The organism is Pantoea sp., from assembly GCF_039594315.1.
Taxonomy (GTDB): domain Bacteria; phylum Pseudomonadota; class Gammaproteobacteria; order Enterobacterales; family Enterobacteriaceae; genus Pantoea.
The window spans coordinates 58,070-74,728 of record NZ_JBCNNP010000011.1 but is presented as its reverse complement, the minus strand read 5'-3'; the positions used below and the strand labels follow the sequence as shown (position 1 = coordinate 74,728).

Here is a 16,659-nt window from a genome sequence, read left to right as displayed (position 1 = left end):
CATGGGGCTGGATCAACAGGTAGTGGCCGCGCTGCCGGAACTCGGACACGGCCTGCTGATGACGTTGGCGCTCACCGTGCTGGCATCGTTAGTCAGCGTGGTGATGGGGCAGCTTGGCTGCTTCCTGCAACTGCGTCGTGCCTGGATCTGGCGAGCCATGGGGCGTGCATACGTCAGCGTGATGCGCGGAACGCCCGCCATCGTGCAGCTATTTGTGGTGTTCTTTACCTTGCCGCGTTTGGGGGTGGGGGGGCAGCCGATGTTGGCCGCGGTGATCGCCATCGGCCTCAACAGTGGCGCGTATGTGGCGGAAATCCTGCGCGTTAACCGCAGTTTGGTGACGCGCGGGCAACTGGAAGCCGCACGCACGCTGGGATTGAGCCGTTTCCTGACGTGGTGGTACGTGATCAATCCACAAGTGATGCGTGCCAGCCTGCCAATGCTGGTTAATGAATTCACTATCTTGCTAAAAACCACGCCGCTGGCGTCGGTGGTGGCGCTCACTGAATTGACCTACGCCGGACAAATCGTGATTGCCCGCACCTATGAAGCCACGCAGGTGCTGCTGCTGGTGGCGGCGGGATATCTGCTGATTGCCATGCCACTGATTGCGGCGGCGCGTCGTCTCGAAGCAAAACGGAGGTTGGCGTAATGGATTGGCAGGCAATCATTAGTTCGTTGCCGTCGCTGGCGGACGGTTTAGTCGCCACGTTGCAACTGTGCATTATCGCCGCACTGTGTTCGCTGGCGTGGGGCGCGCTGTTGGCGATGTTACTGATGCGTGCGTCGCCATTTTGGCTGCGCTTGCTCAATCTTTACAGCGGCTTAACGCTGGCACTGCCGCTGCTGGTGGTGATCTATCTGCTCTACTTTGTGCTGCCGGAATATGACATCACGCTGTCGTCGCCGGTGGTGGGCGTGCTGGCGCTCACGCTCTATTACGCGCCGTATATCGCGCAGGTGATTCGCTCGGCGATTGATGCGCTGCCGAAAGGGCAGTGGGAAGCGTGTCGCGTGCTGGGATTGAGTCGCCGCGAACAGTTGCGCGATGTGGTGCTGCCACAAACCTTGCCGCAGATGTTGTCGCCGCTGGTTGGGTTGATGATCGGATTGATTAAAGACTCGGCGCTGCTGTCGATTGTCTCGGTGCAGGAGTTTATGTACGCCGCCAAACAGGCGATCTCGGATACCTACGCGCCGCTGGAGATCTATCTCACGGTGGCGCTCTGTTACTGGCTGCTCAATAGCGTCATCGATTGGTTGGCGCGCGGCCTTGAATCTCGCATGACGCGCTATCGTCGCGCCATGCAGCATTAATCAGGAGAACAACATGTCGGCTGAATTTCAGCATCGAGAAGCGATCACCATCCCGGCGCGCTACGGCAAAGCGCTGCGTTTGAAGAAAGGTGAAGCGGTGCAGGTGATTAACACCCACGGTACGCAAGTGGTGGATTGCTGGGCGTACAACGCAGAGGACGTCAGTGAATACATGTGTATGGAAGCGACGCGGGTGTGGAATCAGCGCCTCAATCCTAAAGTCGGCGACAGCTTTATCACCAGCCAGCGTCATCCGATTTTAACCCTGGTGGCAGATACTTCGCCCGGTGTGCACGACACCTTTATGGCAGCGTGTGACGCGCGCCGTTATGAGCTGCTGGGCTGCACCGAGCCGCATCGCAACTGCCACGACAACTTGTTCGAAGGCATGAGTGAACTGGGCGTTACGTTGCCGCACGGCAATCTGGCATCGTTTAATATTTTCATGAACATTCAGGTGCAGCCGGACGGCATTACCTTGAAGACGCTGCCGGTGGTGACCAAGCCTGGCGACTACATTGTGTTGCGCGCCGAGATGGATTGCTTCGTGGCGTTCTCTGCGTGTCCGCAGGATATCGTCAGCATTCAGGGGCAGGGCGACAACACCCCGCGCGATGCTGAACTGCGCATTTTGACCAGCGGCTTCCCGCAGGTGCAGTTGCAGGGCGCTTGGGTTCCTGCGTGATTTTTTAGATTATGCGCGCAGTCCCTCCCCCTAACCCTCTCCCGCAAGCGGGCGAGGGGATGAATTGGTGGAGCGAATCTCGATATTTCAGCGTTCTCGGACAGCTCCTTCTCCCGCTTGCGGGAGAAGGCTGGGATGAGGGACAGCGAGCACATTCACTTAACACCGCATTACGCTAAGACTTCACCACCCCATCCAGCCACGCCTGGAAACGCGCATACGGCACATACAGCGCCACATTCTTATACAGCGTCTTGCCGCTCTTATTGTCATCGATCTGGCTACTATATCCGACAATCACCCCCGCCAACGTATCGTCGCTGGCGTTATACACCGCGCCGCCGGACATACCTTTCACCACACCGGCATTGGCCGCCACCACCACGCAACTGGCTTTATTCCAGTCATTCGCCAGCGTGGTATTGATTAGATTCTTGCCGCTCGACGCCACCGGCATCGCCGAAATAAAGCTGTAACCGTACAAGTTCACGTTGTCGCCGATATGGCTATTGCGGAACGGCGGCGGCAAATTGGCTTCACTATTTTTGTGATACACCACGGCGATATCACACTCTGGATGCCAGGCCTTTACCCGATACAACGAGTACTTCGCCACGTGCGCGGCGGTCAGACTGTATTCGGGCGTGAGAGGAATGGTGGTGCCCAACGCCCCGACGCCCAGCACCGTGGGAATGCCGGTGACGGTCATATCGACGCGTTTTGCCGCTTCTTTACTGTACTCGTAATGGCCAACAGAGCAGCCACTCAGGCAGCCAACTGCTAGCGCGATGAGCCATCGCATACGCTCTCCCCTCGATTTTTTGACATCACATAACCGGTCAATCCATTGAGGTATCGGCAGTGCCCGTCCACTCTTTACTGTTTGATTTCTCGCCAAAAGCCACGTCGTTGTGATGTGCATCACATCCCGCTTCAAGCGTAGCGCGGAATCTACGATTTGTCTTAGTAGTGAGGTTGAGTCATTTTCCCGCGCAGCGATTATTGCCCGTGCAGCAAAATAGCTTTGCGGTGGGCAGGGTGGTTGCTGCCAGAAGGCTATGCTTTAATGACAATGTGACGCAGTTCAAATTTTAATAAGCGTCCGCTGTAACCGTACGACGTTCGTTGTGCGGCCCGCCTGCAAAATTATTTGGGAGAGTGTGTTATGCCTGTTGCATTACTGGCGCTGGCGCTGAGTGCGTTCGCCATCGGCACCACGGAATTTGTCATTATGGGATTGCTGCCGGATGTGGCGGGCGATTTACAGGTGTCGATTCCTTCGGCGGGATGGCTGATCAGCGGTTATGCGCTGGGCGTGGCTATCGGCGCACCGATCATGGCGCTGTTGACCGCCAAACTGCCGCGTAAGCGCACGCTGATTCTGCTGATGATCATCTTCATCATCGGTAACGTGCTGTGCGCATTGGCGTATACCTACAACTTGCTGATGCTGGCGCGCATCGTCACCGCGTTGTGTCACGGCGCCTTCTTCGGCATTGGCGCGGTGGTTGCGGCAAGTCTGGTGGCGCCGAGTAAACAAGCTTCTGCGGTCGCGCTGATGTTCACCGGCTTAACGCTGGCAAACGTGCTCGGTGTGCCGCTGGGCACCTGGTTTGGTCAGATGTTTGGCTGGCGCGCCACCTTCTGGGGCGTGGCGATTATCGGCATCTTTGCCTTTATCGCCTTGATCGTCAGCTTGCCGACCAACAAGGAAGAGAAGCCGGTACATCTGGCGAGTGAAGTGAGCGCGCTGGCGAATGGCAAGCTGTGGCTGTCGCTGCTGATGACGGTGTTCTTTGCGGCGGCGATGTTTGCGCTGTTCAGCTACATCGCGCCGTTGCTGTTGCAGGTCACCGGCATCAGCGATCGTGGCGTGAGCTGGACGCTGTTCCTGATCGGTGCCGGTTTAACCGTAGGCAACATCCTCGGCGGCAAGCTGGCCGACTGGAAAGTGTCGTTCAGCCTGATCCTCAGCTTTGTGCTGATCGCGGTATTCTCGTTGCTATTCAGCTGGACCAGCCATGCGCTGTGGCTGGCGGAAATCACCCTGTTCCTGTGGGCGATGGCGACCTTTGCTACCGTGCCGGGCTTGCAGATTAACGTGGTGCGTCACGGCAAAGATGCGCCGAATCTGGTGTCAACGCTGAATATCTCGGCCTTCAACGTCGGCAATGCGCTCGGCGCGTGGGTCGGTGGCGCGGTGATCGAGAAAGGTTACGGTTTGACGTCGGTGCCGGTTGCGGCAGCGGCATTGGCGGCGATGGGCTTGGGGATCTGCCTGATTACCTTCCGCAAATCCGGCGGGCAGGGCGAAACCGTGCGCGCTTAAGCCAGCCGTTCGGCAATGCGTTGCGGAAACGCGGCCACTTGCTGTTGCAGGTGGTCGCAGAAGTGATCGACCAGCGCTGAAGCCGGCCGATGCTGTGGCCGCACCATGCTAACGGTAAACGGCACCGCAATGCTGAAACGACGCATCACCACACCGCTGTCGGCGTAATCCAGCGCCGTCAGCGGATTCACAATCGAAATCCCCACGCCCGCGCGCACCATCGCACACACCGACGCCGCACTGTGCGTCTCCAGCACCAAACGCCGCTCCACATCCTGCTCATGAAACAGCGAATCCAGTAGCTGACGATAACTGTCGCTGCGCGACAGGCTGACGTAGTTTTCGCCGCGGAAATCCTGCGGCGTCAGCACCTCGCGCTGGCACAGCGGATGCTGCGGTGGCAGCACGCACACTTCATCGCAGGTTAGCAGCGGCACGCGTTCGGTGCCTGCTGGCGCATGTTGGGTTTCGGTCAAACCGAGATCGTAGCGCTGCGCCGACAGCCACTCTTCCAGCAGCGGCGATTCCTGTGGAATGATGTTCAAACTCACTTGCGGATAACGTTGCAAAAACGGTTGCAGCAGCGGCGGCAACAGCGATTGCGAAAACACCGGCAAACAGGCAATCGACAATTCTCCCTGACGGAACTGACGCAACCCTTCGGCGGCATCCATGATGCGATCGAGGCCGTACCACGAACGCTGCACCTCTTCATACAACCGCAGGCCTTGCACCGTTGGCTGCAAGCGGCCGCGCACCCGTTCAAACAGTTGCAGACCAAGCTGCTGCTCGAGTCGCGCCAGTTCGCGGCTCACCGTCGGCTGCGACGTATGCAGTAGCGTGGCGGCCTGCGTCAGATTGCCGCTGGTCATCACCGCGTGAAAAATTTCGATATGTCGCCAGTTAATTTTTGCCATCGCGCCCTCCGCACAAGCCATATCATATTTGCATAGCTGTCGCTAAAACAGATATTTTTCTGAATTGCTCAGCTGTGGCTAAATAACCGCAATGACACAGGAGAATTAGCCATGCCACGTCCACTGAACAACACCGAAACGGCGCTCAACGCCACAAATTTACTGCCGCTGGCGCAACGTAATGCCGGTCCATTCTGGGCTTATGATGCCGCGATTATTCAGCAGCGCATCGCGCAACTGAGCGCCTTCGATGTGGTGCGTTTCGCGCAGAAAGCCTGCTCAAACATTCACATCCTGCGCCTGATGCGTGCGGCGGGCGTCAAAGTGGATTCGGTATCGCTGGGTGAAATCGAGCGTGCGCTGATGGCCGGTTATCAACCGGGTGGCGAAGACATCGTGTTCACCGCCGATGTGTTTGATCAGCCAACCTTGGCGCGCATCGCCGAGCTGAAAGTGCCGGTCAATGCCGGTTCGGTGGATATGCTGCATCAACTCGGTGAAGTATCACCGGGCCACGCGGTGTGGCTGCGCATCAACCCTGGTTTCGGTCACGGCCACAGCCAGAAAACCAACACCGGCGGCGAGAACAGCAAACACGGCATCTGGCACGCGGATTTGCCGTTAGCGCTGGCCGCCATTCAGCAGCACGGTTTGCGCCTGGTCGGTTTGCATATGCACATCGGTTCTGGCGTCGATTACGGCCACCTGCAACAAGTGTGTGACGCGATGGTCGATCAGGTCGTCGCGCTGGGCCAGGATCTGGAAGCGATTTCTGCCGGCGGCGGTTTATCAATTCCGTATCGCTTTGGTGAAGAAGCCATTGATACTCAGCACTATTACGGTTTGTGGAACGGTGCGCGTGAGCGTATTGCCGCGCATCTCGGTCATCCAGTGAAACTGGAAATCGAGCCGGGCCGCTTCCTGGTGGCGGAGTCGGGCGTGCTGGTTTCGCAAGTGCGCGCGGTGAAAGAGATGGGCAGCCGTCACTTTGTGCTGGTGGATGCCGGTTTCAGCGATTTGATGCGTCCGTCGATGTACGGCAGCTATCACCACATTTCACTGCTGCCGGTTGATGGTCGCGCGCTGGGTGACGAGAACGTCGAGAGCGTGGTCGCGGGGCCGTTGTGCGAATCGGGCGATGTGTTCACGCAGTTAGAAGGCGGCAAAGTGGAAACCCGCGCGCTGCCTGCGGCGCAGGTCGGCGATTATCTGGTGTTCCACGACACCGGCGCGTATGGCGCATCGATGTCGTCTAACTACAACAGCCGCCCGCTGATTCCAGAAGTGCTATTCGAAAACGGTACAGCGCGCGAAATTCGCCGGGCGCAGACTATTCAGGAGCTGCTGGCGCTGGAGCTGATCTGATGAAGATCGTCGCGCTCAGCGAGGCGCCGCACCATGCCACGCAAATCACCGATTGGCTGTGGCAAGCGTTTGGCGAAGGCACCTCGCGCGAGTTTTATGACAGCATCGTGCGCAGCAGTCTTAACGGCGCTGATTTTCCGGTAACCTTTGTGGCGCTGGACGATGATATTCCGTTGGGCACCGTGGGATTTTGGCGCTGCGATTTAATCAGCCGCCAGGATCTCACGCCGTGGGTGGCCGCGTTGTATGTCGAAGAGTCCGCGCGCGGCAAAGGTTTGAGTGAAGCGTTGCAGCAGCATGTGATTGATTTTGCGCGTCAGCGCGGACACGACAAGCTGTGGTTGTGGTCAACGTTTGGTGGCTACTACGAACGCTTTGGTTGGCAATATCAGTGCGAGGCGCTGGAATTCCCGGATGTGCGCGTGAAGGTGTATGCGCGGGATTTATGATTGAGTTTAGTGCGCTCTGGCCCTCATCCCAGCCTTCTCCCACAAGTGGGAGAAGGGGCCGTCCGAGCGATAAATGTGAGATTCGCGCCACCTAATCATTCCCTCTCCCACTTGTGGGAGAGGGTTAGGATGAGGGACAGCACGCACTACCTCAACCCGGCCCACTCACCGAATGCCTTCTCACCAAAGTTGGGCTAAACATATTGGTCACTTCCGGCATCGGGCTGCCGTTGGCTAACGCCAGCGCCAACTGCGCCGCTTGTTGCGCCATGGTGACAATCGGATAGCGCACCGTGGTCAAACGCGGGCGCACATAGCGCGACACCAACACATCATCAAAACCAATCAGCGACATCTCTTCCGGCACGCGAATGCCGTTATCACTCAGCACCGCCAGCGCGCCAGCCGCCATTGAATCGTTATAACAAGCCACAGCGGTAAACTGCTTGCCGCGTCCCATCAATTCGGTCATCGCCTGCTCGCCGCCGACTTCATCCGGTTCGCCCCACGCGACAAAGCGGTCATTGCACGGCAAACCGTGCTCTTTCAGCGCGTCGTAATAGCCTTGCAAACGATCTTCAGCATCAGAAATGGTGTGGGTGGAGCAGATAAAGGCGATCTGCGTATGGCCTTGCTGAATCAGATGGCGCGTCGCCAGCCATGCGCCGTAGCGGTCGTCCAGCGCGATGCAGCGGGATTCAAAGCCTTTCAGCAGCCGATTTAGCAACACCATGCCCGGCACTTGCTTCATCAGCATCTCTAAATCGTGGTCGGGCACTTTCTTGGCGTGCACCACTAATGCCGCGCAACGGTGGCGCATCAACTGCTCAATCGCCTGACGCTCTTTTTGCTCATTGTGGTAACCGTTACCAATCAGCAAAAAGTTGCCGGTTTGACCGGCGACTTCATCGACCGCTTTCACCATGGCGCCAAAAAACGGGTCGGAAACATCGCCCACCACTAAACCCAGGGTTTCGGTGGATTGCTGCGCCAGGGCGCGTGCGTTGGCGTTCGGGTGATACTGCAACTGCTCCATTGCCTGAGTAACGGCGAGGCGTGAACTCTCGCTGGCTTTGGGCGAATTATTGATAACGCGGGAAACGGTCGCGACCGAAACCCCCGCCATACGGGCAACATCCTTAATGGTAGCCATGCGATTATCGACATCCGGGAAAACGTTTACACATGCCACCAGTGTTACGGAAAAGCCACCCTGTAGCAACCCGGCAGAATGTCAGCGCTGTCGCAAAAGCACGGAAAATCAGGCGCTCACAGCGCTGCTTTAGCTCTCTATCAGCCTCATGTTATGCTGCCATGCATAATCACACCTGCCTGCCGGACCCAAAACCATGAAAAATCGCGTGCCACATTTGGCGCACTGGGGCGCTTTTACCGCTGTCACCGAAAACGATCGCCTGATTGGCTGCGAACCGTTCTTCGCCGATGCCGATCCGTCGCCGATGCTGCACACCATTCCTGAGTTGGTCTATTCGGATAAACGTATCCGCCAGCCGATGGTGCGCCGTTCATGGTTGAAGTCGCGCGAGAACAGCGATCGCACCTTGCGAGGCCGCGAAGATTTCGTGGCGGTGGATTGGGATACCGCGCTGGATTTGGTGGCCGAAGAGAATCGTCGCGTGCGCGATCGTTACGGCGCATCGGGCATCTTTAATGGTTCCTATGGCTGGTCATCTGCCGGCCGCGTCAACCATGCGCGCACGCTGATTCGCCGCTTCTATTTTCAGGGCGGCGGCGGCGTGGATCAGCAAGGCAATTACAGTTGGGGCGCGGCGCAATTTTTCCTGCCGTACGTGATTGGCACCTACATGCCGCTCACCGGGCGCGTTACCGATTGGCCGGAAGTGGTCGAACACGCAGAGATCTTCATCGCTGTCGGTGGTTTGGCGCTGAAAAATGCGCAAGTGGCGTCGGGCGGAGCCGGGCAGCACAGCCTGAAACCGGCGCTTGAGCAGTTGAGCGCAAAAGGTACGCCGATCATCAACATCAGCCCGATGCGCGATGATTGCCCGGAATTCGTTAACGCCGAATGGCTTCCGATTCGCCCGAATACCGACGTGGCGCTGATGCTGGCGCTGGGTTTTGAAATCACCCGTGTTAACGGCGTGGATGAAAGTTTCCTCGCCAGCCATTGCACCGGCTGGCCGCAGTTGCGTGATTATCTGCTGGGCGAAAGCGATGGCATCGCCAAAACGCCAGAGTGGGCCAGTCACATTACCGGCATTCCGGCGGCGCGCATCGCTTTGCTGGCACAGCAGTTGATCGGCAAACGCAGCTTTATTACCTGTTCCTATTCGGTGCAGCGCGCGCATCGTGGTGAACAGCCGTACTGGATGATGATTGCGCTGTCGTCGATGCTGGGTCAGCCTGGCTTGCCGGGCGGCGGTTTCTCATTTGGTCATGGCTCGATGAACAGCGTCGGCAATCCGCGTCAGGATGGCCCTGCGCCGCTGATGAGCACCGGCCCGAATCCGGGGAATCATTCCATTCCGGTGGCGCGCATCAGCGACATGCTGCTCAATCCCGGCCAGCCGTATCGTTTTCAGGGCGAAACGCTGCACTATCCGGATATCCATTTAGTGCATTGGGCGGGCGGCAATCCGTTCCATCATCATCAACAGCTTAATCGTCTGGTCGAAGGCTGGCAGCGACCGGATACGGTGATTGTGCAGGACATCGTCTGGACGCCGGCGGCGCAGATGGCGGATATCGTGTTGCCGGCCACCACCACGCTGGAGCGCAACGATATCGGCGGTTCTTCGCGCGATCGTTTTGTGCTGGCGATGCATCAGGCGATTAAGCCGCAGCATCAGGCACGCAACGACTTTGATATCTTCGCCGATATCGCCGACCGCCTTGGCTATCGCGAGGTGTTCACCGAAGGTCGCAACGAGATGCAGTGGATTGAGCATCTGTATCAGCAGTGCGCGGTGGCCCACGCGCGCAAAGATATTCATTTCCCGGAGTTTGGTGAGTTCTGGGAACGCGGATTTGTCGAGATCCCTGAAGGCGGCAAACCTTACGTGTTTATGGATGATTTCCGCGCCGATCCGGCCAGCCATCCAATCCAAACTGCCAGCGGCAAGATTGAGCTGTTCTGCCAAACCATCGCCGATTATCAACTGGATGATTTCGCCGGACATCCGGAATGGCGCGAGCCGCAAGAGTGGCTTGGCGCGCCGCTCAGTGAGCAGTTCCCGCTGCATATGATCTCGATCCAACCGAAAGATCGCCTGCACAGCCAGATGGACGCCACGCCGTCGGTGCAGGCCAACAAAACCGCCGGACATGAAACCTTGTACATGCACCCGCAAGATGCCGCCGCGCGGGATATTCAGGATGGCGATGCGATTGAAGTCAGCAACGCGCGTGGCCGCATGCTGGCGGGCGTCAGCCTGACCGACGGCTTAACGCCGGGCGTGGTGATCATCTCGACCGGCGCGTGGTTTGATCCTGGTTTTGGTCGCGCGTGGCAACCGTATGATCGCGCAGGCAACCCGAATGTGCTGACGCTGGATATCGGCACCTCGTCATTAACTCAGGGACCAAACGCCATGAGCTGCCTGGTGGAAATCAAAAAACATCTGATGTGAATGGGCAACGAATAATCTCATCGCTGGTTACATTTTGCCGGTAACTGTTGCGTTTAGGCGATGGTTTCCCATCGTGCCCCCTTGCTACAGTCAGGGTCCCAGAGGTATTGATGGGTGAACATCAAAAAGTTTTCTTGATTACACCGACCTGCGCAGATGCGCAGGTTTTTTTTTGCTAACGAACTGATACACAGTTTTCCTGTCAACCCGTTGTGCCTTTCTTTATAACAGTCTCCATTAAGCCTTGTTTTTATTGCAGTGGATCGCTATGCCCCCAATTAAAAAATTTCTGGGAAAAGACCAGATCAAAGCGCCATTTAACCCGTTTCGTTTTCGCCTGATTTGTCTGGGTGTTCTCTGCTGCCTGGTACTGTTGCTCGTCGCTGTCGGTGACTTGCAACTGATTAAACATCCAATGCTGGAGCATGAAGCCGATCAGCGCTCATTGCGCACCGTCACCTTGCCGACCAACCGTGGCACCTTGCTGGATCGCGATGGACAAGCGCTGGCGCTCAGCGTTCCGGCGCGTGACATCATTGCCGATCCGATGCGCGTACTCGAAGCCAATCCCGATTTCACCAGTGCCAAATGGGCGTATCTGGCGTCGGCACTCAATCTGCGCCCGGACGATCTGCGTGCGCAAATCACCGCCAACCCGAAAAAGCGCTTCCTTTATCTGGGACGCAAAATCGAATTGGGCATCGCCAAAGATATTGCCGAGCTGAAGTTGAAAGGCATCAGCTCGGTGTATAACGACAGCCGTTTCTATCCGATGAGTGAAGCCGCTGCGCCGTTGATCGGCATTGTCGGCGCGGACAGCAACGGCTTGAACGGCATCGAGAAAGGCTTCGATCACGTGTTGCAGGGCGATCCGGGCAAAGAGGTGTATCGCCAGGATAAAGAAGGCAACATCATCGCGATGATCGATTACCAGCCACCGCAACAGCCGCCAACGGTGCAGCTCAGTATTGATAAGTTCGACCAGTTCACGCTCTACAGCAAACTGCGCGATGGTGTGCTGCTCAACAAGGCGGATTCGGGCGCGGCGGTGCTGATTAAAATCGATACCGGCGAAATTCTGGCGATGGCGTCGTATCCGTCGTTCAACCCGAACAACTTTGATAACGCCACACCGGCACAGATGCGTAACGTGGCGATCAACGACAGCTACGAGCCGGGTTCTACGGTGAAACCGCTGGTGGTGATGGAAGGATTGGAGCGCCATTTAGTGCGCCCCGATTCGGTGATCGACACCGCGCCGTACAGCGTTAACGGCCACTTAATCCGCGACGTGGGCCACTGGCCGCGTTTGACCATGACCGGCATCTTGCAGAAATCCAGCGACATCGGCGTATCGCACATTGCACTGGCGATGCCCGCTGAAGCGTTGGTGAACACCTATCAAGCCTTTGGTTTGGGTAAACCGACCGGATTGGGTTTGACCGGCGAAAGCGTCGGTTACTTCCCGCTGCACCGCGAACGTTGGGCGGATATCGAACGCGCCACCTTTGCCTTTGGTTATGGCTTACGCGTTACGCCGCTGCAAATTGCGCGTGAATACGCCACGCTTGGTTCATATGGCATCTATCGTCCGTTGTCGATCACCAAAGTGACGCCGCCGGTGCTGGGTAAGCAAGTAGCGAATCCGGAAGTGGTACAAACCGTGGTGCACATGCTGGAGAGTGACGTATTGCCGGGCGGTACCGGCGTGAAAGCAGCGGTGCCAGGTTATCGTCTGGCAACCAAAACCGGTACGGCGGAGAAAATGGGCACCAGCGGCAAGTATGATGGCGGTTACGTCAACTACACCGCCGGCATCGCGCCCGCCAGCCATCCGGAAGTGGCGCTGGTGGTGATGATCAACCATCCAACCGCAGGTGACCACTTTGGTGGTTCGGTGGCTGCGCCGATTTTCGGCAACATCATGGGGCCGGTGCTGAAGCACATGAACGTGGCGCCGGATGCGATTTACAGCAAACCGCCGCCGCCAGCCGGTAAATCCTAGTGGCATCAAGCCGTCGCGGCTTGATGCACCACTAAAGCAGCTTAAGGACGCTCGCCGTTGTTCAGGCGGGCGTTAATTTTTGCGATCACGCCAGGCAAGTCAGCCAGGGTATCCACCACGTAATGCGCGCCTGCTGAATAGAGTTTTTCAGCCGCAATCTGACGACGTGCATCAATTTCGCTGGCCGACATCTGCTGATATTCGTCCCACGTTGCGCCAAATTCATTGCCGCTCACCGCCAGCCCAACGCTCCACATACCGGCACGAATCCCTTCTACAATGCCCGGTGCCGAGTCATCGACTTTGACGCAGTTCGCCACATCATCAATGCCGAGCGCAATCACGTTTTGCAGCGCCATCCACGGACCGGGACGCGCGCCCACCGGCAAATCATCTGCCGCCACCCAGTAATCCGGCGCATAGCCCGCAGCCGCCGCAGCCGGAACCAGCTTCTCCATCACCGGGCGTGGATAACCAGAGCAAGAGCCAATCTTCATGCCTTCGGCACGCAGCTGGTCAATCACCTCGGTGACACCGGCAATCGGGGCGGCGAAGTCGACCACCTTCTTGATTTGTAACGGCATAAAGGCGGCGTAGATGGCGTCGATATCCTGCTTATTCATCGCGCGGCCAAACTTTTGCTGCCAGCGCGCATCGACGCTCGGCAGTTTGCCCAGCGCTTCAATGTGTTGCCACTTGCCGAGTCCCATTGGCACGCGCGCTTCCGCCAGGGTAATTTCCACGCCAAACGCCTGCTGGAAAGCTTCGACGAAAATCTGTGTCGGGGCGAAGGAGCCGAAATCGACGGTGGTGCCCGCCCAATCCAGAATCAGAGCATTAATACCTAACATGACGACATTCCTTATTGTTTCCAGTACATGGCTTGTTCAACCGCGATCAGCAACGCCGCGATGTCTTGTTCATACACCTCACCGATATTGCCGATGCGGAAGCAATCGCTCTGCGACACTTTGCCGGGATAGATAACAAAGCCATGCTGCTTGAGCCGTTGGTAAAAATCGTTGAAGCGATAAGTGGCGTGTTGCGGCGAGTAAAACGCGGTGATGATTGGCGAATGCAGCGTATCTTCCAGCAGCGCCTCGAAACCTAACGCGCGCATGCCCGCCACCAATTGGTGTTGATTATTGCGATAACGTTGATAACGTGCCGCCACGCCGCCTTCTTGCTGCAACTCTTGCAGCGCCTGAGCAAACGCCAACACGGTGTGCGTCGGCGAGGTGAAACGCCATTTGCCGTGATGATCTTCCATGCAGCGCCATTGCGCATACAGATCCAGCGACAGCGAGCGCGAGCGCCCACGGCACTTTTCAAGTTCTGTTTGACGCGCAATCACAAAGGCAAAACCCGGCACGCCCTGAATGCACTTGTTGGCCGAGCTGATCAGGAAATCGATATGCCATTCAGCGATATCCAGCGGAATGCCGCCGAAGCTGCTCATCGCATCGACGATGTAGCGTTTGCCCAGGCGATGCGCCAGTTCGCCCACGGCGGCAATCGGGTTGAGCATGCCGGTGGTGGTTTCGCAATGCACCATCGCAATGTGGGTGATGGCTGGATCCTGCTGCAAAATCTGCTCAATGGCGGCGACATCCGGGCAGGTCACTTCGCCACACGAATATGCATGATGTGCAATGCCCATCATGCTGGCCATCTCAATCATGCGTGCGCCGTAAGCACCGTTATCGACGATCAACACTTTGCCGTGATCGGCGACGACGCTGCCTAACACCGCTTCGACGGCATAGCTGCCGCTGCCTTGCAGCAAGACGCTGGTGAACCCGGCTTGCGGCGTTGCCAGCGCAACCAGCTGTTGTCGGATGGTCTGTACCACGCCGAGGTTATAGTCATCATCCCAGGTGCAACTGTCGAACAACATCGCCTCTTTCACGGTTTTCGAGGTGGAGAGTGGGCCGGGGGTTAACAGCAAATAGGGCTTGGATTGCATTTTCTCACCATTGGTCTGTACCAGATTGGCGTTATTATCAAAACATCCGGATTGGAAGGTCAAAGGAAAAAGGCCGCTGCAACAAAAAATTCATCTGAGCATGTATAATGACGCCATAAAAAAACAGCGAGTCAGCATGAAAACAACCAACGCCGATATCCCGCAATATCTGCTGATCAAGGCAGAACTTCAGGCGCGCATTCAAAGCGGTGCGTTACAAAGCGGCGATAAGTTGCCCTCTGAGCGCGAGCTTTGCGCCATCTTCAGCACCACGCGAACCACCATTCGCGAGAGCCTGGCGCAGCTGGAAGCCAGCGGGGTGATTTACCGTTCTGACCGTCGCGGCTGGTATGTCACGCCCGCGCGGTTGCGACTCGATCCCACGCAAAACACCAACTTCCATAAGCTGTGTCTTGAGCAAGGGCGTGAACCTAAGACGGTGTTGATCAGCGGCAAACTCACTACGGTACCGCTGGATGTCAGGCTGCCTTTAGAGCTGCAACCCTTTGACCAAATCTACCTGCTAACCCGTTTGCGCTACGCGGATGGCCGCGCGATTTGCTATTGCGAAAACCATTGTTTACCGGCGCGCGTGCCGGAACTGTTGCGCCACGATCTCAATGGCAGCCTGACCGAGGTCTATCAGGCCAACTACGATTTGATTTACACCAGCATGCATTTGAGTTTCTTCCCCACCTCGGTTCCGGCGCATGCCGCCGCCGCATTGGGCATCATGGAAGGCTTGCCAGCGCTGCAACTCAGCCGTTTGAACTACGATCAACATGGCCGCGTACTGGACTTCGATATCGAATATTGGCGTCACGACAGCCTGCGGATTGACGTCGATACCCACTAAAATCTCGCGCTCCTCATAACAACCCTGGAAATTATTTTTCCGGGTTTTTTTTTCGCTTTCATCCTTTTGTCATAAATTCCCCTTAGCGTGAAACAAAATCTGGTACATACCAGAATGCAAAATCCACCTAAGAGGAACACCTGATGAAACTTTCCCGACTCGCTCTGTTCTCCGCCCTCGCGCTGGTTGCTGCCCCGGTTTGGGCTGATTCTGTGGTAACGGTTTACTCCGCTGATGGGCTGCATGACGGCGCGCAAAGCTGGTATCAAACCGAGTTTGATGCCTTCACCCAAGCGACCGGCATCAAGGTGCAGTACGTTGAGGGCGGTTCCGGCGCGATTGTCGAGCGTCTGGCGAAAGAGCGCAGCAACCCGCAGGCTGACGTGTTAGTTACCGTGCCGCCGTTTATCCAACGCGCCGCCACGCAGAACCTGTTAGCCGATTTTACCCCCGACGCCGCCGCCCACATTGCCGGTACTAACGCGCGTTATGTGCCGTTGGTGAACAACTATCTGAGCTTTATCTACAACGCGAAACTGCTAAAAAGCGCCCCAGCCAGCTGGCAGGAGCTGCTGGATAGTCGCTTCAAAAATAAACTGCAATATTCCACGCCAGGACAGGCGGGCGATGGCACCGCGGTGATGTTGCAAGCGATTCAAAGTCACGGCAGCAAAGACGCGGGCTTTGATTATCTCGGCAAGCTGCAAGCCAATAATGTTGGCCCATCCGCTTCAACCGGCAAACTGACGGCGTTGGTCAACAAAGGTGAGCTGTACGTGGCAAACGGCGATTTGCAGATGAACCTGTCACAGATGGCGCGCAATCCCAACGTCAAAATCTTCTGGCCTGCTGATGCACAAGGCCAACGCAGTGCGCTGGCGTTGCCGTACGTGATTGGCTTGGTGCAGAACGGCCCGCAAAGTGAAAACGGTAAGAAGCTGATCAATTTCCTGCTGGATAACGCGGCACAGACCAACGTGAGTTCGCTTTCCTGGGGCATGCCGGTGCGCAACGACGTCACGCCAACTGATGACAATTACCAGCAGGCAAAAAGCGCGCTCGAAGGGGTAAATATCTGGCAGCCAGACTGGAACCAGGTAGCAGAAACGCTTTCAGCGGATATTGCCCGCTGGCACCAGGTCACCGACAGCGAGTAACG

The 16,659-nt window shown here is 57.1% G+C and carries 15 protein-coding genes; 10 read left to right on the top strand and 5 right to left on the bottom strand.

What is annotated here, in order from left to right; all coding sequences use genetic code 11:
- Nucleotide 1: 1 nt before the first annotated feature.
- The 3 genes from ABDW13_RS09980 to ABDW13_RS09970 are packed head-to-tail and all read left to right on the top strand — an operon-like array spanning nucleotide 2 to nucleotide 2,002.
- Nucleotides 2-652, top strand: a complete 651-nt coding sequence (locus ABDW13_RS09980) for an amino acid ABC transporter permease (RefSeq protein WP_343552405.1) — start codon at nucleotides 2-4, stop codon at nucleotides 650-652.
- Nucleotides 652-1,317 (top strand): amino acid ABC transporter permease, encoded by a 666-nt coding sequence (locus tag ABDW13_RS09975; protein ID WP_343552404.1) that lies wholly within the window; start codon nucleotides 652-654, stop codon nucleotides 1,315-1,317. The genes ABDW13_RS09980 and ABDW13_RS09975 overlap by 1 nt, the downstream gene beginning before the upstream one ends.
- Nucleotides 1,318-1,330: 13 nt before the next feature.
- Nucleotides 1,331-2,002 carry an urea carboxylase-associated family protein gene (locus ABDW13_RS09970; protein WP_343552403.1) on the top strand — a complete coding sequence of 224 codons (672 nt, stop codon included), beginning with the start codon at nucleotides 1,331-1,333 and terminating at the stop codon, nucleotides 2,000-2,002.
- Between the two features lie 175 nt (nucleotides 2,003-2,177).
- On the opposite strand, the gene ABDW13_RS09965 is transcribed toward ABDW13_RS09970, so the two are convergent.
- Entirely contained in the window at nucleotides 2,178-2,804 is a 627-nt protein-coding gene (locus ABDW13_RS09965; RefSeq protein ID WP_343552402.1) for a serine protease, read from the bottom strand.
- Nucleotides 2,805-3,167: 363 nt separating this feature from the next.
- On the opposite strand from ABDW13_RS09965, the gene ABDW13_RS09960 reads away from it, so the two are divergent.
- Nucleotides 3,168-4,331 carry an MFS transporter gene (locus ABDW13_RS09960; RefSeq protein WP_343552401.1) on the top strand — a complete coding sequence of 388 codons (1,164 nt, stop codon included), beginning with the start codon at nucleotides 3,168-3,170 and terminating at the stop codon, nucleotides 4,329-4,331.
- Here the strand turns inward: ABDW13_RS09960 and ABDW13_RS09955 are convergent.
- Nucleotides 4,328-5,248 (bottom strand): LysR family transcriptional regulator, encoded by a 921-nt coding sequence (locus ABDW13_RS09955; protein WP_343552400.1) that lies wholly within the window; start codon nucleotides 5,246-5,248, stop codon nucleotides 4,328-4,330. The genes ABDW13_RS09960 and ABDW13_RS09955 overlap by 4 nt on opposite strands.
- Before the next feature lie 111 nt (nucleotides 5,249-5,359).
- Between ABDW13_RS09955 and lysA the strand changes: the two genes are divergently transcribed.
- Both lysA and ABDW13_RS09945 read left to right on the top strand, forming a co-directional pair.
- The gene (gene lysA / locus ABDW13_RS09950; RefSeq protein WP_343552399.1) at nucleotides 5,360-6,613 is read left to right on the top strand and encodes a diaminopimelate decarboxylase; all 1,254 of its coding nucleotides are present in this window, start codon (nucleotides 5,360-5,362) and stop codon (nucleotides 6,611-6,613) included.
- Complete coding sequence (locus ABDW13_RS09945; protein ID WP_343552398.1) at nucleotides 6,613-7,062, top strand: GNAT family N-acetyltransferase; 450 nt, start codon at nucleotides 6,613-6,615, stop codon at nucleotides 7,060-7,062. The genes lysA and ABDW13_RS09945 overlap by 1 nt, the downstream gene beginning before the upstream one ends.
- 151 nt (nucleotides 7,063-7,213) lie before the next feature.
- Here the strand turns inward: ABDW13_RS09945 and galR are convergent, their stop codons facing one another.
- Nucleotides 7,214-8,215: an HTH-type transcriptional regulator GalR gene (gene galR, locus ABDW13_RS09940; RefSeq protein ID WP_343552397.1), complete on the bottom strand. Its 1,002-nt coding sequence runs from the start codon at nucleotides 8,213-8,215 to the stop codon at nucleotides 7,214-7,216.
- 196 nt (nucleotides 8,216-8,411) lie between these two features.
- Here galR and ABDW13_RS09935 point away from each other — a divergent pair, with 196 nt between their 5' ends.
- Together ABDW13_RS09935 and ABDW13_RS09930 are read left to right on the top strand one after the other, a co-directional pair.
- Nucleotides 8,412-10,673, top strand: a complete 2,262-nt coding sequence (locus tag ABDW13_RS09935; protein ID WP_343552396.1) for a molybdopterin-dependent oxidoreductase — start codon at nucleotides 8,412-8,414, stop codon at nucleotides 10,671-10,673.
- 268 nt (nucleotides 10,674-10,941) lie between these two features.
- Nucleotides 10,942-12,678, top strand: a complete 1,737-nt coding sequence (locus ABDW13_RS09930; RefSeq protein WP_343552395.1) for a penicillin-binding transpeptidase domain-containing protein — start codon at nucleotides 10,942-10,944, stop codon at nucleotides 12,676-12,678.
- A gap of 41 nt (nucleotides 12,679-12,719) precedes the next feature.
- Here ABDW13_RS09930 and phnX read toward each other — a convergent pair whose 3' ends face one another.
- Together phnX and phnW are read right to left on the bottom strand one after the other, a co-directional pair.
- Entirely contained in the window at nucleotides 12,720-13,529 is an 810-nt protein-coding gene (gene phnX / locus ABDW13_RS09925; protein ID WP_343552394.1) for a phosphonoacetaldehyde hydrolase, read from the bottom strand.
- Between the two features lie 11 nt (nucleotides 13,530-13,540).
- Entirely contained in the window at nucleotides 13,541-14,644 is a 1,104-nt protein-coding gene (gene phnW / locus ABDW13_RS09920) for a 2-aminoethylphosphonate--pyruvate transaminase (protein WP_343552393.1), read from the bottom strand.
- 136 nt (nucleotides 14,645-14,780) lie between these two features.
- Between phnW and phnR the strand changes: the two genes are divergently transcribed.
- A complete protein-coding gene (gene phnR / locus ABDW13_RS09915; RefSeq protein ID WP_343552392.1) occupies nucleotides 14,781-15,500 on the top strand; it encodes a phosphonate utilization transcriptional regulator PhnR in 720 nt (239 codons plus the stop codon).
- Between the two features lie 143 nt (nucleotides 15,501-15,643).
- A complete protein-coding gene (locus tag ABDW13_RS09910; RefSeq protein WP_343552391.1) occupies nucleotides 15,644-16,657 on the top strand; it encodes a 2-aminoethylphosphonate ABC transporter substrate-binding protein in 1,014 nt (337 codons plus the stop codon).
- Nucleotides 16,658-16,659 lie beyond the last annotated feature (2 nt).

Excerpts from the sequence above, each read along its gene's own strand:
- ABDW13_RS09980 (WP_343552405.1), top strand. The coding sequence starts at position 2 with ATGGGGCTGGATCAACAGGTAGTGGCCGCGCTGCCGGAACTCGGACAC.
- ABDW13_RS09975 (WP_343552404.1), top strand. The coding sequence starts at position 652 with ATGGATTGGCAGGCAATCATTAGTTCGTTGCCGTCGCTGGCGGACGGT.
- ABDW13_RS09970 (WP_343552403.1), top strand. The coding sequence starts at position 1,331 with ATGTCGGCTGAATTTCAGCATCGAGAAGCGATCACCATCCCGGCGCGC.
- ABDW13_RS09965 (WP_343552402.1), bottom strand. The coding sequence starts at position 2,804 with ATGCGATGGCTCATCGCGCTAGCAGTTGGCTGCCTGAGTGGCTGCTCT.
- ABDW13_RS09960 (WP_343552401.1), top strand. The coding sequence starts at position 3,168 with ATGCCTGTTGCATTACTGGCGCTGGCGCTGAGTGCGTTCGCCATCGGC.
- ABDW13_RS09955 (WP_343552400.1), bottom strand. The coding sequence starts at position 5,248 with ATGGCAAAAATTAACTGGCGACATATCGAAATTTTTCACGCGGTGATG.
- lysA (WP_343552399.1), top strand. The coding sequence starts at position 5,360 with ATGCCACGTCCACTGAACAACACCGAAACGGCGCTCAACGCCACAAAT.
- ABDW13_RS09945 (WP_343552398.1), top strand. The coding sequence starts at position 6,613 with ATGAAGATCGTCGCGCTCAGCGAGGCGCCGCACCATGCCACGCAAATC.
- galR (WP_343552397.1), bottom strand. The coding sequence starts at position 8,215 with ATGGCTACCATTAAGGATGTTGCCCGTATGGCGGGGGTTTCGGTCGCG.
- ABDW13_RS09935 (WP_343552396.1), top strand. The coding sequence starts at position 8,412 with ATGAAAAATCGCGTGCCACATTTGGCGCACTGGGGCGCTTTTACCGCT.
- ABDW13_RS09930 (WP_343552395.1), top strand. The coding sequence starts at position 10,942 with ATGCCCCCAATTAAAAAATTTCTGGGAAAAGACCAGATCAAAGCGCCA.
- phnX (WP_343552394.1), bottom strand. The coding sequence starts at position 13,529 with ATGTTAGGTATTAATGCTCTGATTCTGGATTGGGCGGGCACCACCGTC.
- phnW (WP_343552393.1), bottom strand. The coding sequence starts at position 14,644 with ATGCAATCCAAGCCCTATTTGCTGTTAACCCCCGGCCCACTCTCCACC.
- phnR (WP_343552392.1), top strand. The coding sequence starts at position 14,781 with ATGAAAACAACCAACGCCGATATCCCGCAATATCTGCTGATCAAGGCA.
- ABDW13_RS09910 (WP_343552391.1), top strand. The coding sequence starts at position 15,644 with ATGAAACTTTCCCGACTCGCTCTGTTCTCCGCCCTCGCGCTGGTTGCT.